General features: G+C 68.2%; 22 protein-coding genes. 7 read left to right on the top strand and 15 right to left on the bottom strand.

Annotation, left to right across the window (positions count from 1 at the left end; genetic code table 11):
* Positions 1-20: 20 nt before the first annotated feature.
* Positions 21-968, top strand: a complete 948-nt coding sequence (locus tag ABZ824_RS23735) for a hypothetical protein (protein ID WP_356965389.1) — start codon at positions 21-23, stop codon at positions 966-968.
* Between the two features lie 39 nt (positions 969-1,007).
* Here the strand turns inward: ABZ824_RS23735 and ABZ824_RS23740 are convergent, their stop codons facing one another.
* The 9 genes from ABZ824_RS23740 to ABZ824_RS23780 all read right to left on the bottom strand — a co-directional run bounded on the left by ABZ824_RS23740 (position 1,008) and on the right by ABZ824_RS23780 (position 10,595).
* The gene (locus ABZ824_RS23740) at positions 1,008-2,234 is read right to left on the bottom strand and encodes a cytochrome P450 (protein ID WP_356965390.1); all 1,227 of its coding nucleotides are present in this window, start codon (positions 2,232-2,234) and stop codon (positions 1,008-1,010) included.
* A gap of 10 nt (positions 2,235-2,244) precedes the next feature.
* Complete coding sequence (locus ABZ824_RS23745; protein WP_356965391.1) at positions 2,245-3,366, bottom strand: cytochrome P450; 1,122 nt, start codon at positions 3,364-3,366, stop codon at positions 2,245-2,247.
* Between the two features lie 344 nt (positions 3,367-3,710).
* On the bottom strand, positions 3,711-5,003 hold the full coding sequence (locus ABZ824_RS23750) for a cytochrome P450 (protein WP_356965392.1): 1,293 nt from the start codon (positions 5,001-5,003) through the stop codon (positions 3,711-3,713).
* Between the two features lie 299 nt (positions 5,004-5,302).
* The gene (locus ABZ824_RS23755) at positions 5,303-6,532 is read right to left on the bottom strand and encodes a cytochrome P450 (RefSeq protein ID WP_356965393.1); all 1,230 of its coding nucleotides are present in this window, start codon (positions 6,530-6,532) and stop codon (positions 5,303-5,305) included.
* A gap of 13 nt (positions 6,533-6,545) precedes the next feature.
* Positions 6,546-7,817, bottom strand: coding sequence for a cytochrome P450 (locus ABZ824_RS23760; RefSeq protein WP_356965394.1), 1,272 nt, complete (start codon positions 7,815-7,817; stop codon positions 6,546-6,548).
* Positions 7,814-8,419 (bottom strand): ATP/GTP-binding protein, encoded by a 606-nt coding sequence (locus ABZ824_RS23765; RefSeq protein WP_356965395.1) that lies wholly within the window; start codon positions 8,417-8,419, stop codon positions 7,814-7,816. Before ABZ824_RS23765 ends, ABZ824_RS23760 begins: the two co-directional genes overlap by 4 nt.
* Positions 8,394-8,744, bottom strand: a complete 351-nt coding sequence (locus ABZ824_RS23770; RefSeq protein WP_039805398.1) for a DUF742 domain-containing protein — start codon at positions 8,742-8,744, stop codon at positions 8,394-8,396. The genes ABZ824_RS23765 and ABZ824_RS23770 overlap by 26 nt, the downstream gene beginning before the upstream one ends.
* A gap of 73 nt (positions 8,745-8,817) precedes the next feature.
* A complete protein-coding gene (locus ABZ824_RS23775; protein ID WP_355076570.1) occupies positions 8,818-9,243 on the bottom strand; it encodes a roadblock/LC7 domain-containing protein in 426 nt (141 codons plus the stop codon).
* Positions 9,243-10,595, bottom strand: coding sequence for a sensor histidine kinase (locus ABZ824_RS23780; protein WP_355076571.1), 1,353 nt, complete (start codon positions 10,593-10,595; stop codon positions 9,243-9,245). The genes ABZ824_RS23775 and ABZ824_RS23780 overlap by 1 nt, the downstream gene beginning before the upstream one ends.
* A gap of 648 nt (positions 10,596-11,243) precedes the next feature.
* Here ABZ824_RS23780 and ABZ824_RS23785 point away from each other — a divergent pair.
* Complete coding sequence (locus tag ABZ824_RS23785) at positions 11,244-11,675, top strand: SRPBCC family protein (protein ID WP_067809684.1); 432 nt, start codon at positions 11,244-11,246, stop codon at positions 11,673-11,675.
* A 9-nt stretch (positions 11,676-11,684) separates the two neighbouring features.
* On the opposite strand, the gene ABZ824_RS23790 is transcribed toward ABZ824_RS23785, so the two are convergent.
* On the bottom strand, positions 11,685-12,401 hold the full coding sequence (locus ABZ824_RS23790) for an SDR family NAD(P)-dependent oxidoreductase (RefSeq protein ID WP_355076575.1): 717 nt from the start codon (positions 12,399-12,401) through the stop codon (positions 11,685-11,687).
* A gap of 85 nt (positions 12,402-12,486) precedes the next feature.
* Here ABZ824_RS23790 and ABZ824_RS23795 point away from each other — a divergent pair, with 85 nt between their 5' ends.
* Together ABZ824_RS23795 and ABZ824_RS23800 are read left to right on the top strand one after the other, a co-directional pair.
* Positions 12,487-13,041, top strand: a complete 555-nt coding sequence (locus tag ABZ824_RS23795; protein ID WP_356965396.1) for a helix-turn-helix domain-containing protein — start codon at positions 12,487-12,489, stop codon at positions 13,039-13,041.
* A 19-nt stretch (positions 13,042-13,060) separates the two neighbouring features.
* Positions 13,061-13,879 carry an alpha/beta fold hydrolase gene (locus tag ABZ824_RS23800; protein WP_356965397.1) on the top strand — a complete coding sequence of 273 codons (819 nt, stop codon included), beginning with the start codon at positions 13,061-13,063 and terminating at the stop codon, positions 13,877-13,879.
* A gap of 75 nt (positions 13,880-13,954) precedes the next feature.
* On the opposite strand, the gene ABZ824_RS23805 is transcribed toward ABZ824_RS23800, so the two are convergent.
* Positions 13,955-15,493, bottom strand: a complete 1,539-nt coding sequence (locus tag ABZ824_RS23805) for a DHA2 family efflux MFS transporter permease subunit (RefSeq protein ID WP_355076580.1) — start codon at positions 15,491-15,493, stop codon at positions 13,955-13,957.
* Positions 15,490-16,425 (bottom strand): 4-hydroxy-tetrahydrodipicolinate synthase, encoded by a 936-nt coding sequence (gene dapA, locus ABZ824_RS23810; RefSeq protein WP_356965398.1) that lies wholly within the window; start codon positions 16,423-16,425, stop codon positions 15,490-15,492. Before dapA ends, ABZ824_RS23805 begins: the two co-directional genes overlap by 4 nt.
* 71 nt (positions 16,426-16,496) lie before the next feature.
* On the opposite strand from dapA, the gene ABZ824_RS23815 reads away from it, so the two are divergent.
* Positions 16,497-17,372, top strand: coding sequence for a LysR family transcriptional regulator (locus ABZ824_RS23815; protein WP_356965399.1), 876 nt, complete (start codon positions 16,497-16,499; stop codon positions 17,370-17,372).
* Between the two features lie 4 nt (positions 17,373-17,376).
* Here ABZ824_RS23815 and ABZ824_RS23820 read toward each other — a convergent pair whose 3' ends face one another.
* The gene (locus tag ABZ824_RS23820; RefSeq protein WP_356965400.1) at positions 17,377-18,033 is read right to left on the bottom strand and encodes an EthD domain-containing protein; all 657 of its coding nucleotides are present in this window, start codon (positions 18,031-18,033) and stop codon (positions 17,377-17,379) included.
* A gap of 113 nt (positions 18,034-18,146) precedes the next feature.
* Between ABZ824_RS23820 and ABZ824_RS23825 the strand changes: the two genes are divergently transcribed.
* Entirely contained in the window at positions 18,147-19,622 is a 1,476-nt protein-coding gene (locus ABZ824_RS23825) for an MFS transporter (protein ID WP_356965401.1), read from the top strand.
* Positions 19,623-20,090: 468 nt separating this feature from the next.
* Here the strand turns inward: ABZ824_RS23825 and ABZ824_RS23830 are convergent, their stop codons facing one another.
* Positions 20,091-20,249, bottom strand: a complete 159-nt coding sequence (locus tag ABZ824_RS23830; RefSeq protein ID WP_355076589.1) for a hypothetical protein — start codon at positions 20,247-20,249, stop codon at positions 20,091-20,093.
* 747 nt (positions 20,250-20,996) lie between these two features.
* Here ABZ824_RS23830 and ABZ824_RS23835 point away from each other — a divergent pair.
* Positions 20,997-22,073: a hypothetical protein gene (locus ABZ824_RS23835; protein ID WP_356965402.1), complete on the top strand. Its 1,077-nt coding sequence runs from the start codon at positions 20,997-20,999 to the stop codon at positions 22,071-22,073.
* A 9-nt stretch (positions 22,074-22,082) separates the two neighbouring features.
* Here ABZ824_RS23835 and ABZ824_RS23840 read toward each other — a convergent pair whose 3' ends face one another.
* On the bottom strand, positions 22,083-22,769 hold the full coding sequence (locus ABZ824_RS23840) for a PAS and ANTAR domain-containing protein (RefSeq protein ID WP_355076592.1): 687 nt from the start codon (positions 22,767-22,769) through the stop codon (positions 22,083-22,085).
* Between the last annotated feature and the right edge of the window lie 272 nt (positions 22,770-23,041).

Raw genomic sequence — 23,041 nt, forward strand, 5'->3', positions numbered from 1 at the left:
GGCGCAGTAAAATCCGTCCCATGGCGGTTACCTGGCCGGACGAGGTGGACGACGTTCTCGGCGGCGATCTGACTTGCGCCGCGGCGTATGTGACGCCCGCGGGCGGCGCGGTGGTGTCGGCGGTGTCGCCGATCGGGCTGCGCGACCGGGCCGCGGGCACGGTGGGGTTCACGACTTCACTCGGGTTCGGACGCAAGCTGGAGCGAATGAAGCGGGAACCCAAAGTGGCGCTGGCATATCACGCGCGCGAGCACGGCATCGGAAGCCGGGACAACTCGCGATTCGTGCTGGTGCAGGGCACCGCGGCGTTCGACCCGACGCCCGACCAGGAAGCGCTGGACCGCCTCGGCGCCCAGGCCACGCCCTACCTGGGCGCACCGCGGCGCGGTGTGTTCTGGGACCGGTGGCTGCGCGCCTACTACGCCGATCGAGTGGTCGTGACCGTGACCGTCGACCGCATCGTCGTATGGCCGGACCTCGACGCGGCGGGCACGCCCGAGATCCTCGGTGCCGCAGCGCCTTCTGTCGAACCAGCGACACAGCAGCCTCCGGCGAAGGGGACGGGCCCCCGGGTGGACGTCGCCCGGACCGCGGCCCAGGCGACGAAGCTGCCGCACCGGCTGCTCGGTTACCGGCAGGCCGACGGCTACCCGGCGGTCGTCCCGGTGCAGGTGACCGGGTGCAGCGCCGACGGTGTGCGGTTGACCGTCCCGGCGGGCCTGCCGCAAGGCGGACGCCGCGCCGGGCTGCTGGCCCACGAGTATCGGTCCCAGTTGATCGGCTTGGAATCGCGGCAGAACACCGGCTGGCTCGAGGTTTCCGGCACCGAGGCGGTGTACGCGCCGCACACCGCGTCCGGGTTCAAAGCGCCGCCGAACAAGACGATCCTGTTGCTCGGCAACGGTTTTCTCGCCCGGCGCGGACTCGCGAAGGCTCGCAAGTCCGGCTTGGTCGAAGCATTGCGCTGAGCCGCGCCTCCGGCGGCGACCGGAGGCGCGGGCCAGCCCCTAGTCCGCCGCCAGGTACACCGGGAGCCTGGCGTGCCCGTTGGAGATGAAACTGGACACGCTCCCGAGTTCGGCGGGATCGGCCGCCAGGCGCAGGTTCGGGAAGCGCTGGAAGAGCGCGGGCAGGGCGACCTCGGCTTCCAGCCGCGCCAGGGGTGCGCCCAGGCAGTGATGGGCCCCGTAGCCGAAGGCCAGATGTTCCTTGCTCGCTCGCCGCACGTCGAACTCGCTCGCGGTGGGGCCGTGCAGTTTCGGATCGCGATTGGCCCCGGCGTAGGAGGCGAGAATCGGTTCGCCCTTGGCGATGCGCAGGCCGTCGATCTCGATGTCGTCGGCGGCGAAGCGCAGCGGCAGGTGCGCCACCGGCGCCTCGTACCGCAGCGCCTCCTCGATCAGATCGGACCAGGCCGCACGCCCCTCGGTCACCTCGGCACGCTGGTCCGGGTGGGTCAGCAGCGCGAAGACGGCCTGATCGAGCAGGTTGACCGTGGTCTCGTGCCCCGCGCTGATGACAAGCAGCAGCGTGTCGATCAACTCCTGCTCGGTCAGCTGCGAGCCGTCCTCCTCGTCCCGGTGCGAGATCAGCAGGCTGGTCATGTCGTCACCGGGTGTCTCCCGCCGATAGGCGACGAGCTCACCCAGGATCCGGTACATCTCCATGTAGTTCGCCTGGGACTCCTCGGGCCCGAGCGACGTGTCGAAGATGCCGTCGACGCATGTGCGCAGACCGGCGTTCAGGTATTCCGGAACGCCCATCAGCGCGCTGATGACCTGGATCGGCAGCGGGTAGGCGAAACCTTCCCTGAGATCGACCGCTTCGCCCGCCGGCGTCGCGGCGAGCGCGCCGAGCAGGTCCGTCGTGATCTGCTCGACCATCGGGCGCATCGCTTGGGTGCGGCGGTGCGTGAAGGCGGGCGCGACGAGTTTGCGCAGCCTGCGGTGGTCGGAACCGTACGCGGTGAACATGTTGTTCACCGCGACCCACGGCAACAACGGCCAGTCCTGGGGTATCTCGCCGTTGATCAACGCGGGCCAGTGCTGCTTGCCGTCCTTCGACACCCGGGGATCGGCCAGCAAGCGCTTGAGCACGTCGGCGTCGGTGACCGACCACGCTCGCACGCCGCCCGGCAATTCGACCGGGGTCACCGGCCCGCGCGCACGAATACGGGCGGACTCACCCTGAATGTCGGCACCCAGCGGGTCGAGGACCAGGGGTTGTGTGTCCATCGATGACTCCTTAGAAGACGGTCAGTGGAGGGGATTTCGGAAAGACGACCGGCAGGGACACCAGCGCACGGTGGAACGGTCCCGGCCGCCAGCTCAACTGACCGGGCTGCAGGCCCAACCGCATCTCGGGCAAGGCGTCGAGGATCTGATCGATCGCGTCCTGCACCACCAGGTACGCGGCCGACCGGGCTGGACAGGCGTGCGGGCCCACGCTCCACGCCAGATGGGCACGGCTGTCGGTGCGCTGCCCGACGCCGATCGCCGGGTCGTTGTTGCATCCGGCCATGCTGATCAGCACCGGCTGGTGCGCGGGTAGCCAGACATCATCGATGAGGATCGGCTGGCGCGGGAAGCTGACGCAGTAGTTCGCCATCGGCGGGTCGTTGAACAGCACCTCGTCGAGGGCGTCGCGCGTCGAGAGGCTGCCGCCGAGAAAGTCTCCCGCGAAACGTTCGTCGGTGAGCATCAGCAGCAGGGTATTGACGATGAGGTTCTGCATCGGCTCGATGCCCGCGCCGTAGAGCGTGACCAGCTGGTGGATCATCTCGACGTCGTCCAGCCCGGCCTCATGCTGCAACAGCCTGGACGTGATGTCGTCGCCGGAGTCCTTGCGCTTCATCTGCACGAGTTCGAACAGCGCGTCGGTGAGCATCGCGTTGCCCTTGTCCGCGTTGACGCCTTCGAAGATGGCGGCCATACCGGTCGCGACCTGCTGGCCGATGTCCGCCGGACAGCCGAGCATGGCATTGAGCACCGCGAAGCTGAGCGGGAACGCGTATTGGCTGATGAGATCCGCCGCGCCGTCCTCACAGAAGGCGTTGATCAGCGGGATGGCGATCTGCTCGACGGTTCCGTGCAGCGCGTGCAGGTCCACCCCGGCGATGCTGGCGACGTTCGCCTGGCGGTAGCGCAGATGCTCGAGGCCCGCACTGCGCAGCGCGTTCGGCCGCCACTCCAGCATCGGCAGGACCGGGCACTCGCCCGGAATGTCCTTCTGCCAGATCCGCGGATCGGCCGGGAAATGGTCGGGATCATTGAGGATGCGCAGCGCGGTGTGGTAGCCGATCACAAGGGTGGCGGGCACGCCCGGCGACAGCTCGATCGGGACGAGCGAACCGAACTGGCGGCGCATTTCGCGGTATGCGTTGTGCGGATCTTCCGCGTATTCCTGCGAATACAACGGGTAACGAGGGCCGCTGGTGTCGATCGGCGATCCGTGCGAGACGGGGCACCCATTCGCGGAAGTGGACGGCGGGAAGTGTGGCGTGGTCAAAGACGAAACTCCAGAGGAACGAACATGCGACGAACGCGATCGACCGGGCGCGTGCGCGCCGCGACGGCGAAGGTCGGCGTGATGCGTGGGGATCGGTGACAGGCCGGCGCACACCCTCATCAGCTGTGTGCACGACGACCTCTGAGCGGCAACCTCCTTCTGGACGGGAACGCGGCGACGGCGGCTTGCCGGACGGAGCACGGCTACTGCGCCGCGCTCCCCTCCGGCTGCGGGACATAGACGGGCAGGGGCGGTGATTCCGGGAAGAGGACCGGCAGGGCGGTCAGCGATCGATGGAACGGACCCGGTCGCCAGGTCAGCTGCTCGGCAGGAACACCCAACCGCATCTCGGGCAGCGCGTCGAGCAGCTGATCGATGGCGTCCTGGGCGATCAGATAGGCCACCGACCGGGCCGGACAGGTGTGCGGCCCGACGCTCCAGGCGAGATGAGCGCGATTGTCGGTGTAGGCGCCCGTGTTGATCGCGGGGTCGTTGTTGCATCCGGCCATGCTGATGACCACCGGCTGGTGCGCGGGTAGCCAGACGCCGTCGATCAGCATCGGCTGTCGCGGGAAGGTGACGCAGTAGTTCGACAGCGGCGGGTCGGTGAACAACACCTCGTCCAGCGCGTCCCTGGTCGACAGGCTGCCGCCGAGGATGCCGCCCGCGAAACGCTGGTCGGTGAGCATCAGGCGCAGGGTGTTGACAATCAGATTCTGCTGCGGCTCGATCCCCGCGCCGTACAGCATCAGCACCTGCTGGACCATCTCCTCGTCGTCGAAATCGACAGGGTGCCGCAGTATCCGGGAGACGATGTCGTCGCCTGGATGGGCTCGCTTGAGCGCCACCAGGTCCGACATCGCCCCGTTGAACATCGCATTGCCCTGCTCGGCGTCCACGCCCTCGAACATGGCGGCCAGTCCCATCGCCGCCCGCTGCCCGATTTCCGGCGGGCAGCCGAGCATCGCGTTGATCACCGCGAACGCGAGCGGGAACGCGTATTGCGAGATCAGATCGGCGGAGCCGTCGCCGCAGAATGTGTTGATCAGTGGGACGGCGATCTGCTCCACCGTGTTGTGCAGCGCGAACTGGTCGATCTCATCGATGCCCGCCACCGTGGCCTGCCGGTACCGGGCGTGTTCCAGGCCGGAGTTGCGGATCGCGGCCGGACGCCACTCGAGCAGCGGCAGGACCGGACAGTCACTGGGCACGGTCTGCTGCCAGGTCCGCGAATCGGCGGGAAAGTGGTCGGGATCGTTCAGGATGCGCACCGCGGTGTGATATCCGATCACCAGCGTCGCGGGCACGCCGGGCGACAGCTCCACCGGCACCAGCGAACCGTATCTCGCGCGCGCTTCTCGATAGACACGGTGTGGATCCGCCGCGAAATCGTCCGAGTACAGAGCGACCCGGGGTCCGTCGGAGCCGACCGGTGAACCGTGCGGGACCGGGCAGCCGGTGGAGAAGGACGATGTCGAGGACTGTGGGTGGGCCAAAACGTGACTCCAAAGTCGGAACGTTCGACGAGCAGGGTGGGCACACGACAAGCGTCCCGGAGCCCGGGAAAGCGAATTGCCATGCGAGCGTCGCGAATTCGACACTACGTCGAATTCCGCTGCCGCAGAGCATATCTCGTGTGCCGAAACGGTGCGATCGTGCGTGTTCCCAAGTGCGTACGCCGACGGTGGAACACCTCCGCCCGCGTATCCCCGGGGGACACGCGGGCTGTCGAGTCCCGGCGCGGGACAGCCGAGCGCCCATGCCGGGTGTGATCGAGATGTTCTTCCCGGCCGACCTACTCCGTCGCCTCCAGGAACACCGGCAGCTCGGAATGACCGTTGGAGATGAAGCTGAGCACGGTGCCCAGCTCGGACGGATCGACCGCGAGGCGCATGTCCGGGAAGCGCCGGAAGATGGCCGGAAGGGCGATCTCGGCTTCCATCCGGGCCAGCGGCGCGCCCAGGCAATGATGCGCCCCGTAACCGAAGGCCACATGATCCTTGACCGAGCGCCGCGGGTCGAACTGGTCGGCGTTCGGACCGTGCACCTTCGGATCGCGGTTGGCCGCCACGTAGGAGGCCAGGATCGCCTCCCCCTTGGGAATACGGACGTCGGCGATGTCGATGTCCTCGACGGCGTAGCGCAGCGGCAGGTGCGCGACCGGCGCCTCGTAGCGCAGCGACTCCTCCACCACGTCCGACCAAGGGATCCGCCCCGCCACCACGTCGGCGCGCTGGTCCGCACGGGTGAGCAACGCGAAGATGGCCTGATCCAGCAGGTTCACCGTCGTCTCGTGCCCGGCGTTGATGACCAGCATCAGGGTGTCGACGAGTTCCTTCTCGGTCAGCTGTGAGCCGTCCTCCTCGTCCCGGCTGGCGATCAGGACGCTGGTGATGTCGTCGCCGGGCGCCTCCCGCCGGTACGCCACCAGTTCGCTGACGAGCCGGTACATCTCCAGGTAGTTGGCCTGGGCCTCCTCCGGACCGAACGAAGTGTCGAAGAATCCGTCGACACATTTCCGCACGCCTGGGCCCAGATGCTCGGGCACACCCATCAGCTCGGTGATGACCTGGATCGGCACCGGATACGCGTAACCCTCACGCAGATCGACGGCCGTGCCGCGCGGGGTCGCGGCCAACTGGTCGAGCAACTCGGCGGTGATCGCTTCGATGCGCGGTCGAAGCGCCACCGTACGACGGTGCGTGAACGCGGGGGCGACCAGCTTGCGCAGCCGCCGATGCTCGGCGCCGTAGGCGGTGAACATGTTGTCGACCGCCACCCACGGGTGCAGCGGCCACTCCTCGGTGATCTCGCCGTTCATGAACGCGGCCCAGTGCTGCCTGGGGTCCTTCGAGACGCGCGGGTCGGCCAGAAGGCTCTTGAGCACGACGGCATCGGTGATCGACCACGCCGGCACCCCGCCGGGCAGTTCCACCAGGGCCACCGGCCCACGCTCGCGCAGCCGCGCCGCTTCGCCTTGGATATCGGAACCGGTCAGATCCAAGACTATCGGCTCTTGCGACATCGGACGCTTCTCCTTACACCATGTTCAACGGAGGGGACTTGGGGAAGACGACCGGCAGGGCCGCCAACGCCCGGTGGAATGGGCCGGGCCGCCAGACCACTTCGTCCGCGGGCACGGCCAGCTGCATTTCGGGGAGTGCGTCGAGCAGCTGGTCGATGGCTTCTTGCACGACCACGGACGCGACGGACTTCGCGGGGCAGGCGTGCGGGCCGACCGCCCACGCCAGATGCGAGCGATTACCGGTGCGGTCGCCGCCGCGGATCGCCGGATCGTTGTTGCACCCCGCCAGGCTGATCAGCACCGGCTGGTGCGCGGGCAACCAGACGTTGTCGATCAGGATGGGCTGGCGCGGATAGGTGATGCAGAAGTTCGCCATGGGGGGGTCGTTGAACAACACCTCGTCCAGCGCGTCACGCGTCGACAGCGCGCCGCCGAGCATGTCGCCACCGAAACGGTCGTCGGTGAGCATCAGCAGCAGGGTGTTGGTGATCAGGTTCTGCTGCGGCTCGATCCCGGCACCGTAGAGGCTGATCAGGTTCGACAGCATCTCCTCGTCGTTCAGGCGGGCCGGGTGATGCGCCAACCGGGACGTGACGTCGTCGCCCGGCTCCGCGCGGCGCTGGTGGATCAGCTCCATCAGCGCCTCGGAGAGCATCTGCATGCCCTTGGCCGCCTCGACGGTGTCGAAGAGCATCGCCATGCCGGTGGCGACCCGCTGCCCCAGTTCCGTCGAACAGCCGACGATCCGGTTGAGCACTTCGAAGACGAGCGGGAACGCGTACTGGGTCACCAGATCGGCGGACCCCGCCTGGCAGAAGGTGTTGATCAGCGGAATCGCGATGCGCTCTACCATCGAGTGCACCTCGTGCAGGTCGATGGCGTCGATGCTCGCGACGTACGCACCCCGGTAGCGGGCATGCGCCGCGCCGCTGTTGCGCAGCGCGTTCGGGTACCACTCCATCATCGGACGGATGGGCGAGTCCTCGGGGATGTTCTTTTGCCAGATGCGTGGATCGGCGGGGAAGTGCTCGGGATCGTTGAGGATCCGCACGGCTTCCTGATAGCCGATCACCAGCGTGGCGGGCACCCCTGGCGACAGTTCGATCGGGACCAACGAACCGTGGCGCCTGCGCATTTCCCGGTAGATCCCGTGGGGGTCGGCCGCGAATCCCTCGGCATAGAGCGGAATTCTGGGACCGTCGGTGTCGATCGGCGATCCGTGTGCGACCGGGCAGGCGCCGCTGGATAGGTGCCCGGGGTGGGTCGAGGACTGGGACGTGGTCAAATGCGAGACTCCAAACGGTGGAACAAGAATTCGACTAGCGTGATCAGCGAACGCAGGCACGTGCCTCGGTCCCGGGCGTCCAGTGACGTCAGGGGGGTCCCGGGTTCCAGGTCGAGGGCATCGCGCACCTCGTCGAGCGGGTAGGGCCGGGCGCCTTCGAACTGGTTGACGGCGACCGAATACGGGACGCCGCGCTCCTCCAGCACCGAGAGGACCTCGTCGGACTTCTCGATGCGGCGGGTGTCCACCAGCACGAGCGCGCCGAGCGCACCGCGGGCCAGCTCCTCCCACAAGGGGACGAAACGCTGCTGACCCGGAGTGCCGAACAGGTAGAGCGCCAGTTTGGGACTGAGCGTGATGCGGCCGAAGTCCATCGCGACCGTGGTCTGCGACTTGCCGGGCAGCCCCGCCATATCGTCGACGCCGACACTCGCTTCGGTGATGGTCTCCTCGGTGCGCAGCGGTTTGATCTCCGAGACGCTGCTCACGAACGTGGTCTTGCCGACACCGAAGTTGCCGGCCACCAGCAGTTTCACCGAGCGGGTCACGGTCTCCGGCACGTAATCGACAGCGCGATCAGACGGCAAGAGCACGGAGCCCATTGAGTACCTCCTCCAGCAGAGCGATCTCCGGCAGGGACTCGGCCGGGGTGGGGGTGACCAGGTGCCCGCCGTCCATGAGATCGGACGCGACGATCTTCACGACGGACGGCGGAAGGTCGAGGTACGCAGCGATCTCCGCGATCGACAGCGCACCCCGACGGCTGCACAGGGCCATGACCCGGCGCGCATCGGGCGACGCGCCGGGGAGTGGATCTTTGGCGGTCAGGACCAAAGTAACCAGGTCCAGCTCGCGAGTGGGGCGCGTACGCCCTCCGGTGCGCACATAAGCCCGGACCAGGTCCGGATCGCGCCGCGGCTTGCTCATGACGGCACCTCGCTCTCGCTCGGCTCCGTGCTGCCCAGCGGCGCAGTACCTCTGACTCGCTCGCTGCGCTCGATCATGGCATTTCGCTGCCGTCAACGCGCCTGCGCGGCTGGCTGCCGAGCTCGCGTCCGACCCGGCCTGCCAGCTCGTTCATCCGGTGGGCGACGAGGCCCACGTCGATGTCGTTGGTGGTCGCGACGCCGAGTAGCGCGCCCTCGCCTGCCGCGGTGATGAGGATCATCCCCTGGTCGTACTCGGTGATGTTCTGCCGCACGCCGTTCGTGGCGTCACCGCAGAATTCGCCGAGCGCCTTGCCGAGCGAACGCAGGCCGGAGGCCGCGGCGGCGAAGCGTTCCGCCTCGTCGCGGGCGATCCCCGTGGAGTGCGCGATCCGCAGGCCGTCGTCGGACAGCAACACTGAGAACCGCACACCCGTGATGCTGAGATCTTCGAGTAGCCAGCCCAGTTTGTTGCTGCTGTCGGTCACGGGTGTGGCCATCAGGATGTCATCCCTTCCGTGTCATCAGATGCGGCGGCGCGGCCGCTCTTGGAGCCGGTATGCCAAGCTGCGGCGACCTCGGGGCGAGCGAGGCCGGGTTCGGTGCGCGGCCCGACCGGGGCGAGTGCGACCGTCCTGCGTCGCCGCTTGGGTAGCCCGCCGCTGGTGATCTCGCTCACCGACAGCGACGGCTCGTTCTCGCCGGGCTGTTCGCTCGGCGCGTCCTGCGCGGGAACCGTGACCGGCTCCGGTTTTGCCTCGGTCACGGGCGCGACCTCCTGGACGTTCTGCGGGGTGACCAGCAGCGACTCCGGGATGTAGACCATCGCGCGCATGCCGCCGTAGACGTTCGGGCCGTCGATGTAGACGGTGAAGCCGTAACGGCGGGCCAGCGCGGCGATGCCCGGGAAGCCGACCTTCGGCGACGGACCGAGCTGGTGGATGTCGACGGGCCGCTCGTGCGCGAGCACCTGGCGGGCCTCCTCCATCTGCTCGGCGTTCATCCGCACGCCCGCGTCATCGATGATGACGGTGACGCCGTGGTGACCCTCCTGGAAGTTGACGTCCACGTAGGAAGTCGGCGGCGAGTACCGCAACGCGTTGTCCAGCAAGGTCGCCAGTGTGTGCACGAGCGGTTCCACCGCGCGGCTGATCACGACACGGTCGAGCTGGTTGGGCCGCACCCGCAGGTATTCCCGGACACGGCCGATGGCGCCGCCGACCACGTCGGTCAGCGTCTGCGCGGGCCAGCGGCGGCCGGGCAGACCACCGCAGACGATCACGTAGGACTGCGCCTGGCGGATCATCTGCTGCACCGTGTGGTCGATGCGGGTGAGGGTTTCGTACACCTGATCGTCGCGATGCTCACGCAGCGCGGCGCTCACCACCTGGCTGACGTCAGCGCCGAGGCTGACCACGGAGGTGCCGAACGAGCGGACCGCGGCACTGGTCGCCTGGCGCGATGCGGAGGCGACCTCGTTGCGCGCGGCCTCCTCGGCCGCCTTGATCGCCTGCTGTCCTTCGTTGTTGGTCAGCTCCCTGGTCTCCGAGCGCATCAAGCTCAGATCGTCGGCATACCGCTCGGAGATCCACCGCAGGATCTGCGCGAGCCGCGAATTCTCCATGCCCGCCTGGACTTCGACCGGGGGCACCTGGGACTCGAACCGGCGGATCGACTCGGCCACCGCGGGTAGCGTAGTGGCGGCGAACCGCTCGAGCGTGTCCTCCGTCGCGCGCTGTTCCCTGGCCAGAGCCTCGAGCTTGGCCCGCTGAGCCCTGGCATACTGTACTGCGTACAACGCCCCCGCTACGGCGATCACCAAAGCGACGGCGAGGATCCATGAAAGCACCACGGCGATATCTTGATTCATCAGTTCTTTCGTCGTTGACTGGTCTCGAGGAATCGGCCCACTGCCATCCTGCTTCGCTCGCCTTCCCTCGCCTGCCGACCATGAACGGACCGGTCGGTGGGGTCCGCGTCGGAGTACCGGAAATCCCACGACGGCACCGGCGCTCACCGAGAGCGCCTACCGCACAGTGCCCGCAGGACAGGCGATTACATGTCAATCGCCGACCGCCCGGATCGTGTCCGAACGGTAACCAGAACCCGACCATTCGCACATTAGCAGCATTCCAACGAACTCTCTGCCGATCCCACAGACACTTTCCGGATTCCCGGAACTGGGACGATAGGTGCCGCGGATCGCGACATAGCTGCGCAATAATGTTGGGCTGCCGTGCAACCCGTGGACCATTTGTCCTGCGTATGGGCCCGCGCGTCGGACCAGCACCGGAAGCGCGGGTGGCGGCGCGGAGGCCCCGAACGCCCACGGCGGCCGAGCCGAACAGGCGGAATGGCCGTTCGCTGACGCATCAACAAATGTATTGGCGGGTGCTCGAATTCGATTCCGCGAAGTAGCGTCCACCGCTGTGCGGGGAGTCCGCCCGGACCGGCCGTGCCTCGCACCGACCGGACCGCCGGAGCCGGATACCATGCGCCCATGGCAAAGCTGAAGGTCTCGGTCGACGTTCCGATCTCGCCCGAGGAGGCCTGGACGCACACCTCCAACCTCGCCGAACTCGACAAATGGCTGACCATGCACGAAGCGTGGCGCGGCGAGGTTCCCGCCGAATTGACCGTCGGCACCCAACTGGTCGGCATCGCCTCGGTCAAGGGCCTGCGCAACCGGGTCACCTGGACCGTGCGGGCCGCCGAGCCGCCGCGCCGCCTGCAACTGACCGGCGCGGGCAAAGGCGGCACCAAACTGGGGTTGCAGCTGCTCGTCGCCCCGAAGGGCTCCGGTTCGGAGGTCACCGTCGACATCGAACTCGGCGGCGCGCCGCTGTTCGGCCCCATCGGATCCGGTGTGGCCCGCGCCGTCAAGGGCGATATCGAACGTTCCCTGGACCGCTTCATCGCCCTGTACGGCTGACCTCCGCCGTCATACGCCGATGGCGTCGAAGATCGTTTCGGCGCGGTCGCGGGTGCGATACATGCCCCACGCGGTATCGGCCAAGTCGTCCGGATCGAGAGTGTGGCCGTCCGCGCTGCCGAAGCGCGCCGGGTCGGCGGTGACCATCGCGTGGATGTCCCCGCGCTCGACGAGTCCGCCGATGGTCAGCGTGCCCGCATAGAGACCGCGCTCGGCCAATGCCGCGTTCAAGGTGAGCGCGTAGTTGCGCAGTGCCGCCGCGGCGAGGGCGAGGTGGCCGAGCATGGGCATGGGGCGGACGCTGGAGAGCCCGCCGGCGAAAAGTAATGCGCCTTTCCCACGATCGAGCATGCCCGGCAACACGTCGCTCACCACGTCGACCGCGGGCCACACCCACTCGAACGCCGATCGCGCCGTGGCCGCGTCGATGTCGGTGATCGGCACGGGCTGCTGCGTGGAACCGGGTCCGTAATAGACCATTCCGATCGGTCCCTCCTTGTGGATGTCGCCGAGTACCACGCCGAGCCGCGACCGGTCGGTGACGTCCGCGACGTGAGCGGTGGCGTGTACACCACGCTCCGCCAGGTCCGCGAGGTACCCGGCGTGCCGTGCATCGCTGCGCGAGATCAGCGCGACGCGGAACCCTTCCCGTCCGAAGCGCCGGGCCATCGACATCCCGAGGCCGGGGCCGACACCGACGATCACTGCCGTTCCCTGATCCGCCATGCGTTCTCCTTAATTTGAGGCCCCCCTCGATTTATCACCGTAGCACAGAATCTGAGGCGTGCCTCAGGTTCTGTAGGATGATCGCGTGACCAAACCGCTGCGCCGGGACGCCGCTCGCAATCGCGACAATCTGCTGCGGGCAGCGGCCGAAGTGCTCACCGAGCAGGGCCTCGACGGCTCGCTGGAGGAGATCGCGCGGCGCGCCCGCGTCAGTATCGGGACGCTGTACAACCACTTCCCCACCCGCGACACCCTGATCGATGCCCTTCTGCCGCCCCGGCTGGCGGCGGTGGACGAGATCGCCGCCCGGGCGGCGGCCGAACCGGACGCGTGGACGGCGTTCACCGGATTCGTGGAAGACCTGCTCAACAGGCTCACCGCCGATCGCGGACTGCTCGAGGCGTTCACCGGGGATCATCCTGCGGCGGCTCAATTGGCGGAGGCCTGCCATCGCGGTATGTCGCACCTGTCGGCGGTGCTCGCGCGCGTCCGGGATGCCGGCGCGCTGCGCGCCGACGCGACCGACGAGGATGTCGTCAACTTGATGTGGGCGCTGTCGCTGCTCGGCGAGACCACCGGCTCGCCGTCGTGGCGGCGCGGCCTGGAGATCGTCTTCGACGGGCTTCGCGGCGATCGCTGAACGAAAGGATTTCGTAGAGGTGCCCTACGCAACGGCGGCCGACGGAGTTCGCCTCGCCTATCAAGTGGCGGGCACGGGCAGCGCGCTGGTCCTGCTCGCCGGTCAGGCCAACACCCACCACTGGTGGGACGGCATCCGCGCGGACTTCGAGACCGGGCACCGCACCATCACACTCGACTGGCGCGGCACCGGCGACAGCGACAAGCCCGACGAGGTGTACAGCACGCGGGGATTCGCCGACGACGTGGTCGCGGTACTCGACGACCTGGGCGTGCGGCAGGCCGCCGTCTACGGCACGTCCATGGGCGGGCGGGTGGCCCAGTGGCTGGCCGCGCGCCATCCGGACCGGGTGCACTCCCTGGTGCTCGGTTGCACTTCCCCCGGCGGCAAGCACGCATTCGAACGCGGTCCCGAGGTCAGGAGGTCGCTCGCGCAGCGTGACCCGGCCGCCGCGCGACAGGCTCTACTGGAACTGATGTACACCCCGGCCTGGCTGGCGAGCACGTCCGGCCCGTACAACACGCTCGGCGACCCGGCCATGCCGGTTTACGCGAAGCGCAGGCATCTGTACGCGAGCAACAAGCACGATGCGTGGGATGTTTTGCCGGACATACGGGTTCCCACCCTGGTGGTGCACGGCACCGAGGACCGCTTCAATCCCGCCGCGAACGCTCCCCTGCTGGCCGAGCGCATCCCCGACGCGCGACTACATCTGATCGAGGGCGCACGGCACGCGTATTTCGACGAATTCCGCTTGGTGGCGAGCCCGGCCGTCCTGGCGTTCCTCCGCGAGGCGCGGCGGCGGCCCACCGCAGGCCTTGCCCACGGCAAGAAATAGGGGCCGCGGCGGCATCCGCCCGGCCCCTACGGCGGTAGGTCCCGGGATCGGCAGGCGATCCCGGGACGAGTACCGCTAGGCGTGCACCACTGTCGCCGCGTCGGCCCCCTGCGGGTTCTTCGGCTTGGTCCGCGGCAGGAAGGACGCCGGGATCAAGGTGAGCACGATCAGCACCAGCGCCACCACATAGGTGTGGCTGAACGCTTCCGCGGCCTGCTGCAGACCGGTTTCGACGGCGCCCGGCGGAAGCTGGCTCGCCAAGCTGGGATCGAAGTTGGCCGCGATCGCCGGGCGCGCCAGCGGCTGGTTGTTCAGCAGGTTGGTCAGCACCACCGACATCGTCGCCGTGCCGATGGAGCCCGCGGTCTGGTTGACGATGTTCATCAGCGTCGACCCGCGCGCCACCTGCTGGTGGGTGAGGGTCTGGATCGCCGCGGTCATGATCGGCATCATGGTGCAGCCCATGCCGAGGCCCATCACGAACAGCGCGCCGATCATGGGGAGATACGAGCTGTCCGCGTCGAGCTGGACGAAGTAGGCCGTCCCGATCGAGATCAGCGTGATGCCGACCAGCACGATCTTGCCCGGGCCGATCTTGTCCACGAAACGGCCCGCGATCGGCATGCTGAGCATCGCGCCGATGCCCTGCGGCGCGATCAGCAGACCGGCTTGCAGCGCCGACTCACCGCGCACCTGTTGCAAATAGGTCGGCAGCAGCAGACCCGCTCCGAAGAACGCGATGGCGAACAGCACCATCGTGAGCACCGCGAAGGTGAGCGCGCGGTTGCGGAACAGGTGCAGATCGATCAGCGGGTGCTCGGTGCGCAGCGCGTGGAACACGAACGCGACCATCAGCACCGCGCCGATGGCGGCCGGGATCAGCACCCGCGCCGCGAGCACCGTCCCCTGCTCCGGGATGGAGGAGACGCCGAACAGGAACAGCGCAAGGCCGGGCGAGGCCAGCAGCATGCCGATGAAGTCGAACGACTCGGACGGCTCCGGCTTGTCGCTGGGCAGCACGATGAACGCCAGCGTCAAGGCGATCACGCCGATCGGCAGGTTGATCAGGAAGATCCAGTGCCAGCTGAAGTTCTCGATCAGCCAGCCACCCAGGATCGGGCCGCCGATCGGGCCGAGCAGCATCGGCACGCCGAGCACCGCCATCACCCGGCCGACCCGCTGCGGACCGGCCGCATGGGTCATGATCGTCATGCCGAGCGGCATCAGCATGCCGCCGCCGAGGCCCTGGATCACACGGAACGCGATCAGCGATTCGATGTTCCACGCCGTGCTGCACAGCAGTGAGCCGAGCACGAAGAAGGTCAGCGCCATGATGTACAGCCGCTTGGTGCCGAAGCGGTCGGCCGCCCATCCGGTCAGCGGGATCACGGTGGCCAGCGCCAGCGTGTACCCGGTCATCGTCCACGCCGCGATGGCGTAGCTCGTGTCGAACTCGCGCTGGAAGGTCGGGATCGCGACGCTGACGACGGTGATGTCGAGAATCGACATGATCGCGCCGAGCACCACGACGCCGGCGACCTTGAAGACGGCCGCGTCGAGTTTGTCGGTGGCCGGGTCGGGCCCAGCCGCCTGGGTATCCGGAGGTTGTGTCACCGCTTAAGCGTGGCACCTTCACGGCCGCAATACCAGTCATTACGGGTTCCCGTTGCCGGAAATTCCGCCAGCGCGACCAAGGCGGCCCGAGTCGCCGCCTCGCTCGCGGGCAGCAGAGGCAACCGTACCGCAGGGCTCGGTATGCGGCCTTGCGCAGCGAGCACCGCTTTGATCACCGCGGGGTTGGGTTCGGCGAACAACGGGGCCGACAATACCGCGAGCCGGTGACCGAGCGTCCGCGCCACATCGACCGGACCGGAGCGCCACGCGGCAACCATCGCCGCGAACGACGAAGTGTGCACGGCGGCCGAGGCCGCGATCGCGCCGGACGCGCCGAGGGCCAGCAGCGGCGCGGCGAACAGGTCGTCGCCGGCCAGTACGGCGAAGTCGGCGGGCCGGGCGGCCATCAGCGTGACGGTGGCGTCGTCGACGGCGCCGACGGCATGCTTCAGGCCGATGACGTTGGGCAGGTCGGCCAGCGCGAGGAGTGTCGCGGTTCCCAGGGAGAGTCCGGTGCGGTAGGGGATGTGGTAGATGATCAGCGGCACGGGAGAGGCCGCCGCGAGTTCGCGGAAATGCGCGAGCACGCCCGCCTCGGAAGGGCGCGTGTAATACGGGACCACGGTGAGCGCCGCGGTGGTGCGCGGATCCAGACCGGCGAGGGCTTCGACGGAGGCCGCCGTCGAGTTCGATCCGGCGCCGACGATCAACGGCGCGTCGCGTTCCCGGCACACGCGCGCGCAGACGGCGATCACTTCCGCGCGCTCTGCGGCGGTCAGAGTCGCGGGCTCCCCGGTGGTGCCGAGCGCGACCAGGCCGGTCGCGCCGTCGTCGAGGACTTGGCGGGCGAGCCGCTCCAGCGCGTCCGCGGCGAGTGCGCCGTCGGCCGTGAACGGGGTGACCAGAGGAACGAAAAGACCTGCGAGCGTCATGACGATCAGCCTCGCCGCTGGAATTCATCAGATCCAGTTCACGTTTCTGTCGCAGACCATAAGCTGAACTTATGCTCGACGTCCGCAAACTCCGGCTACTGCGGGAACTGTCGCACCGCGAGACCATCGCGGCGGTCGCGGAGGCCCTCGCTTACACCCCTTCGGCGGTCTCCCAGCAACTCGCCGCACTGGAACGGGAAGCGGGCGTGCCACTGTTGACGCGGACGGGCAGGCGAGTGACGCTGACCCCGGCGGCCGTGGCGCTCGTCGGGCACACCGAGCGGATTCTCGCGGTGCTCGAGCAGGCCACCGCCGAACTGGCCACGATCCGCACCGAACTCACCGGAACCTTGCGCATCGGCGCGTTTCCGACCGCGGTGCGGACCATCCTTTCCCCCGCGCTCGTCGCGCTGAGCAGCGCGCATCCCCGGCTGGAATTGCGTGTGACCGAATTGGACCCGGCGCTGGCGCCCGACGCGCTGCGCGCCGAGACGCTGGACGTCGCGCTGATCCAGGAGTACGACTACGCTCCGGTCCCCACCGATCCCGCGTTGCACAGCGAGCCGTTGTTCGAGGAGATCGTCCATCTCGCCGCGCGCACCGCCGAACCGCTCGCCGATCATCGCGAAAGCGCTTGGATCGCAAGCACTCCCGGCACAATGTGCCACACCATGACGATGCGTGCCTGCGAGGCGGCGGGCTTCACGCCCAGGATCCGGCATCACGCCGACGACTTCGGCACGGTCCTCGCGCTCGTGGCCGCGGGTCAGGGTGTCGCGCTGGTCCCGGAATTCGGTACGCGGGATTGCCCGCCGGGCGTCATCCTCGGCGCGCTGCCGATGCGACGGCGCACGCACCTCGCCTACCGGCGCGGCACGGGCGACCATCCCGCCGTGCGCGCCGCACGCGTCGCGCTGCGCGAATCGGCGGGGCGCTCCGGCCGCTGAACCCTCAGCGCAGCCGATATCGGCTGGTGGGCACGACATCCAAGTTCCGGTCACCGCCGAAGGTCGCGACGCTGGCCATCAGCCGATCGATGCGGCGCGCCAGCTCCGCTCCGTCACCGCCGCTGCCGTAGAAGGCGTGCGGATCGGTGAGCGCCGCGAGCGGGAAGAGCTCCTCCACGATCCCGGCGATCTCCGGCGCACCGGCCGTCGCGGGCCCGGTCACGACGTTCTGCACGTAGCCGAAGGTCGCCTGGGTCTCGATGGCGACGGCGGTGTGCTGGTTGCGCCAGCGATCCAGCCACTCGGCATGCGACAGGTCGTCCGGTTTACGCAAGAAGGCGAAGTTCGACAGGCCCGGCGCACGCTCGAGCACCGCGGTGACCGGCGGGAGAATCGGCGTCACCTCCTCGACATGCCAGCCTTCCACCCGCTCGGCCACGGTGCTGAGCACCCGCGCGGCCGCCTCCGCCTGCGGCGCGTCCGCCCACCAGACGCTGACGACGGCTCGCACCGGTTCGTGGAACGACGTGATGCGCAGCATCGCCGTCTCGACCGCCGCGTCGGAGATGTTCGCCTGCACCGCGGCGGCCCCGGTCAGGAGCGGCGCGAAGTCCGCCGCGAGCAGGTCACCGACGCCCCACAGCGCAAAGATGGTCTTCATCGACAGGCCACTTTCTAGAACACGTTTCACTCGTGTTCGAGCCTAACCCACCCGCGCGGTTGGCCGCTCGGGCTCGGGGTATCCGACCCTCAGGCTTGCGAAGGTGGTGATCCGTGCGAACCATATCGACCGACATACCAGCCAGGCTGGATCGCCTGCCCTGGTCTCGGTGGCATTGGATGATCGTGATCGGGCTCGGGTCCGTCTGGATCCTCGACGGGCTCGAAGTGACCGTCGTCGGCAGCGTGGCCGCGCGGCTTTCGGAACCGGGCAGCGGCCTGACCATCACGGCCGCACAGGTTTCCGGCGTCGCGGCGGCGATGTACGTTGCGGGCGCGGGCTCGGGCGCTCTCTTCTTCGGTTGGCTGACCGACAGGTTCGGCCGCAAGAAGCTGTTCCTGATCACGCTCGCGATCTACCTCTTCGCGACCGCCATGACGGCCTTGTCGTTCTCGATGTGGTGGTTCGTCTTGTTCCGCTTCCTCACCGGCTTCGGCATCGGCGGCGAATACGCGGCGATCAACTCCGCGATCGACGAGCTGATCCCCAAGCAGTACCGCGGACGCATCGACATCGTCATCAACGGCACCTATTGGCTCGGCGCGGTCGGCGGCGCGTTGCTGTCCATCGTCGCGTTGAACACGAATCTGTTCCCGCCGAATGTGGGCTGGCGCTTGACCTTCGCGCTCGGCGCCGTGTTCGGCCTGATCATCCTGCTGGTGCGCAGACATGTGCCGGAAAGTCCGCGCTGGCAGTTCATCCACGGTCGCGAAGACGACGCGGAACGCTCGGTCACCGCGATCGAGGCGCGCGTCCGGGACGACACGGGCGCCTCGCTCGCCGACGTCTCCGATCACCGGATCCGGATTCGGCAGCGGCGCAGCATCTCCTTCCGGGAGATCGCGGCGGTGATGGTGCGGCACTATCCGCGGCGCAGCGTGCTCGGGTTGTCGCTGTTCATCGGGCAGGCGTTCCTCTACAACGCCGTCACGTTCAACTACGCGCTCATCCTGTCCAGATCGTTCGGCATTCCGGACGACCGGGTCGGCTATTACTTCGCGGTCCTCTGCTTCGGCAACTTCCTCGGTCCGTTGCTGCTGGGCAAGTTCTTCGACACGATCGGGCGCAAGCCCATGATCGCGGGCAGCTACCTCGGCTCGGCCGTGCTGCTGCTCGGCACGGCATGGCTTTTCGCGGCGGGCCACCTGAACGCGACCACGCTCACCGCCTGCTGGACCGCGGTGCTGTTCGTCGCCTCGTGCGGCGCCAGCGCGGCGTATCTGACCGTCAGCGAGATCTTCCCGATGGAGACCCGCGCCATGGCCATCGCCTTCTTCTACGCGATCGGTACCGTCGCGGGCGGCGTCGCGGGACCGTTGGTGTTCGCCGGGCTGACCGCGAACGGCGAGCCGGGGAAGACGGCCCTGGCGTTCACCATCGGCGCGCTCGCCATGTTCGCGGCCGGTCTGGTGGAACTGGCGTATGGGGTGCGTGCGGAAGGGCGGTCGCTGGAGGATTTGGCCGAGCCGCTCAGCGCGACGCCCGAGCGGGCGCGCGTCGAGGCCGGTCAGCCGCCGCCGAGCGGATAGGGACGACACCGTGGATCGTCGCTCGCGATGGCCCCGCCGCAAACCCATTACGGCACTTCGCCGCAAACGCCACCGGCGCGGCGGCGGAAACGGCGTGACGACCACGCAGAAGGCAGGTCGGACCTGCCCCGGAATTCGCGGGGCGGTCATGGATGGGACGAGTCGCTACATCCTCGCAAGTCGAGCCGAACTCGGAGCGAGTCCTCGATTTCGAACTCCGCGAAATGTGAATGTCATGTAAACGCGCGGGGTTTTCGGTGAACTCGCTCCCGGCCCACTGTTCACGCCACGAACGACATTCCTCATCGCCCTGTGCGCGCGGCGCTTTCGGCTATGTCGCGGAAAACACTTGCACACATTCGGGCGGAAGTCGTAGAACAACTCACTGCCCGCAATTGCGCGCCGAGGGCCGGCCCGCGGCGGCCGGCCTTCTGCGCGTCGCGGCGAAACCGACGAGCCCGCGGCTCGTCAGTTGTGCCGCGGGTCGGCGGCCGAGGCGTGCGGCCGGGTGATCCGGCGATGCGCCATGACTTCGGCCCACCAACTGCTCAGCGGGCTCGGGTCGGGCCATACGATCCGATCTCGTTCTTCGTCGTCCGCGACGGGCGCTTCGGGTTTCTCGATCACGATGACGTTCCTCTGCGCTGGTGCACGTAGCCGTACACATACTTGCGGAGAGCCCTCGTGTCCGTGCGCGCCGGTAGTTTCGCGACAGAGCGCGTCGAATCGGCTGAACGTCGAGCAGCGCGGGTTCCTCGCCCCTTTTATCGGATGACCGCGCTGTCGATCCGATACACCCCACATTTACCACAGCCGACGTGAAACAAACCGCTCTTTTCGGTTTACGATCTGGACACCAAGCGGTCGCTTGTTTACATTTTTCGGCGCTGAACAGTGGAAATAGCGGGTTCGACCGGGTTTCTTACACGAAACCGAAAAAGCACCGGGTGGTGAAACACACGTGGCCAACTCGTCGCCTTCATCCACGGCAGTCGCGCTGACAGTGATCGGCCTCCGCCGCGCGTACGCGACTCCGGAACGCGGCGCGGTAGCGGCGGCGGTTGCTCCGGTCGGAGCCGCGGAGCTTTCCCCGCATCGTCACACCCGACCGCGAAGCCGGAAGCTTCGTAAATTCCTCGGCTACAACTCGTGTGGCAGCGCGCTCCTACACGAACGCGCCGCGCCCGAGCACCTGCGTTCGCTGATTCGGCTCGACACGCCCGGGTACCCGCCGACTGTGGTGCACCGAACCGAAGCCGTCGGCACACACGACGAAGCCACCTGGCGCCGAGCGGCACGGACCGAGTGGTCGCCGATGGTTTCCGACGACCACCGGCACGCACCTTCGCGGCCAGGGATGCCCAGGTGATACCGATGGCCGACCTCCGCCGCATCATCCATAAGCACGGGCCCTTCGCATCGGTCTGCTTCGACAGTTCCCACGACACCGAGGACGCGGCGCGCGATACCGAGCTGCACTGGCGTTCGATCGACGCCGAACTGGACCGCAGCGGAGCCCGGCCGCGCATCCGCAGGCTGCTCGCCCAGGCGATCGAACTGCACCCGCCTGCGCGGGGGCGATGCGGCAGGCTGCTCATCGCCGACGAGACCGAGGTGCTCGCCGACGAACGTCTACCGAGCCCGCCCGACATCGAGACCGTCCGCGTGTCGCCCCTGCCCTACCTGCTGCCGCTGATCGAGGCGCAGGCGGAGAAAGTACCGCATGTCGTCGCCCTCGTGGGCCGAGTGGGCTCGGAGTTGTACGGACTCGACGGCCACGGCAGCGAAACGAGGCACACCCTCCGCAGCGCCGGCCATCCGGCGCTCGAGCCTCGGCGCGACGACTGGTCGCACCGCACGATCCGGCAGCGAATCGAGGACACGGCGCGACGCGACGTCCGCGAGTTCGCGGGCGAGCTGGACCGGCTCGCCGATACCGTGCGCGCGGAGGTCGTCGTGCTCGCCGGGGAAGCCTTGGCACGTGCGGAACTTCGGGCGGTGTTCGATGCGAAGGGCAGGGATGTCATCGACGCCGAAACCGGCACGCTGACACCGGGTTCGGACCCCGAGGCGCTCGACGCCGAGGTCCGCGAGATTCTGCACCGGGTGGCGGCGCAGCGGCGCCGCCGGGTCCTCGAGCGCTTCGCCGCCGAGATCGAGCGCCCGGACGGCTTGGCGGTGGCCGGACTGGCCGCGACCACCAGCGTGCTGCGCGCCGCCACCGTGGAGCGGCTACTGCTCGATCGCGGGGTGCTGGGCGACCGATTGGTGCTGGCCGGGTCGGCCCCGAACCCCCTGATCGGCCCGGCCACGAACGGCTCGGCCGGTGAGATGCGCCGCGCCGACGAGGCGCTGCCGGTGGCCGCTCTGGCGATCGGGGCCGAGATCGTCCTGGTCGACGCCGTGGCAGCCCTGCACGACGGGGTCGGCGCCGTGCTGCGCGACCACTAGGACCGCTCCCTACGACTTCGGGATGCGCTCGTGCAAGGTGAGCAGCATGTGGTCGAAGGCGGTCTGCACCCCGGGCGGGGCCGGGGGCAGCCGGTCGATTTCGGCGATGAGCTGGGCGGCGAGGTCGCGCAGCTTGACGTTGGTCTCCTGCGAGCGCCACTGCAACACGTGAAATGCCTGGTCGGCGTTGATCCGGTAGACCCGCATCAGCACGCCTTTGGCCTGCTCGATCAGCGCGCGCGCTTCGACGAGTCGCGGCAGCGTGTCGTCGAGCAGATCCTGGCGGTCCTCGGCGATGGTGGCCGTCAGGTCGACGTAGTAGCCCGCGGTGCCGACCACGGTGCCGTTCTTGTCGGTCATGGTGTCGCCCAGTACGAGCACATGGTGCGGCACACCCGCGGTGTCGATGATGCGATGACGGCTGCAGAACGGTTCGGCGTTGCGCACCGACTTCTCGATCGCCTCCGCGACGTGATCCCGGTCCTCGGGGTGCTTGTGCGCAAGCAACAACTCGGTCGTCGGCGTCACCGCGTCGGGTCCGTAGCCGTGCATCGCGGCGACCTCGTCCGACCACTCCCAGTGCTGGTCGGCGAACCAGAACCGGAAGCTTCCCGTGGCTTGCGGGATCCCCGCACCGACTACCCTGGCTACGGTGCCTTCGGCCGTGTCCACGGTTGAGTCGCCCGATTCGTTCATCGCGTAAGTATGCTCCTACCTGCAGCGTCTCACCTGATCCCGGCGATCGAAGCGGACTTCGACCGCACACCGCACGCGGTGACAACATCATCTTATTCCCGGCGGCAGGGCCGGCCGGACGATTCGCCGCGAGCCCGTCACCATGGCCGGGATAGTCTTGGGGTCGTGGCGGGGCCGGGGGTGGCTGGCCCGGCCCCCCCCGGCCGAGCCGTATTAAGAGTGCGCCACAGCGACCCCCAGCCACAAGGTATAGAAATCGAGGATGAGCACCC

It is taken from the genome of Nocardia sp. NPDC047038, assembly GCF_040644075.1.
GTDB lineage: Bacteria > Actinomycetota > Actinomycetes > Mycobacteriales > Mycobacteriaceae > Nocardia > Nocardia sichangensis.

Bases quoted from the DNA above. Each gene is read 5' to 3' on its own strand.
- ABZ824_RS23735 (WP_356965389.1), top strand. From the start codon at position 21: ATGGCGGTTACCTGGCCGGACGAGGTGGACGACGTTCTCGGCGGCGAT.
- ABZ824_RS23740 (WP_356965390.1), bottom strand. From the start codon at position 2,234: ATGGACACACAACCCCTGGTCCTCGACCCGCTGGGTGCCGACATTCAG.
- ABZ824_RS23745 (WP_356965391.1), bottom strand. From the start codon at position 3,366: ATGCGCCGCCAGTTCGGTTCGCTCGTCCCGATCGAGCTGTCGCCGGGC.
- ABZ824_RS23755 (WP_356965393.1), bottom strand. From the start codon at position 6,532: ATGTCGCAAGAGCCGATAGTCTTGGATCTGACCGGTTCCGATATCCAA.
- ABZ824_RS23765 (WP_356965395.1), bottom strand. From the start codon at position 8,419: ATGGGCTCCGTGCTCTTGCCGTCTGATCGCGCTGTCGATTACGTGCCG.
- ABZ824_RS23770 (WP_039805398.1), bottom strand. From the start codon at position 8,744: ATGAGCAAGCCGCGGCGCGATCCGGACCTGGTCCGGGCTTATGTGCGC.
- ABZ824_RS23775 (WP_355076570.1), bottom strand. From the start codon at position 9,243: ATGGCCACACCCGTGACCGACAGCAGCAACAAACTGGGCTGGCTACTC.
- ABZ824_RS23785 (WP_067809684.1), top strand. From the start codon at position 11,244: ATGGCAAAGCTGAAGGTCTCGGTCGACGTTCCGATCTCGCCCGAGGAG.
- ABZ824_RS23790 (WP_355076575.1), bottom strand. From the start codon at position 12,401: ATGGCGGATCAGGGAACGGCAGTGATCGTCGGTGTCGGCCCCGGCCTC.
- dapA (WP_356965398.1), bottom strand. From the start codon at position 16,425: ATGACGCTCGCAGGTCTTTTCGTTCCTCTGGTCACCCCGTTCACGGCC.
- ABZ824_RS23815 (WP_356965399.1), top strand. From the start codon at position 16,497: ATGCTCGACGTCCGCAAACTCCGGCTACTGCGGGAACTGTCGCACCGC.
- ABZ824_RS23820 (WP_356965400.1), bottom strand. From the start codon at position 18,033: ATGAAGACCATCTTTGCGCTGTGGGGCGTCGGTGACCTGCTCGCGGCG.
- ABZ824_RS23835 (WP_356965402.1), top strand. From the start codon at position 20,997: ATGGCCGACCTCCGCCGCATCATCCATAAGCACGGGCCCTTCGCATCG.
- ABZ824_RS23840 (WP_355076592.1), bottom strand. From the start codon at position 22,769: ATGAACGAATCGGGCGACTCAACCGTGGACACGGCCGAAGGCACCGTA.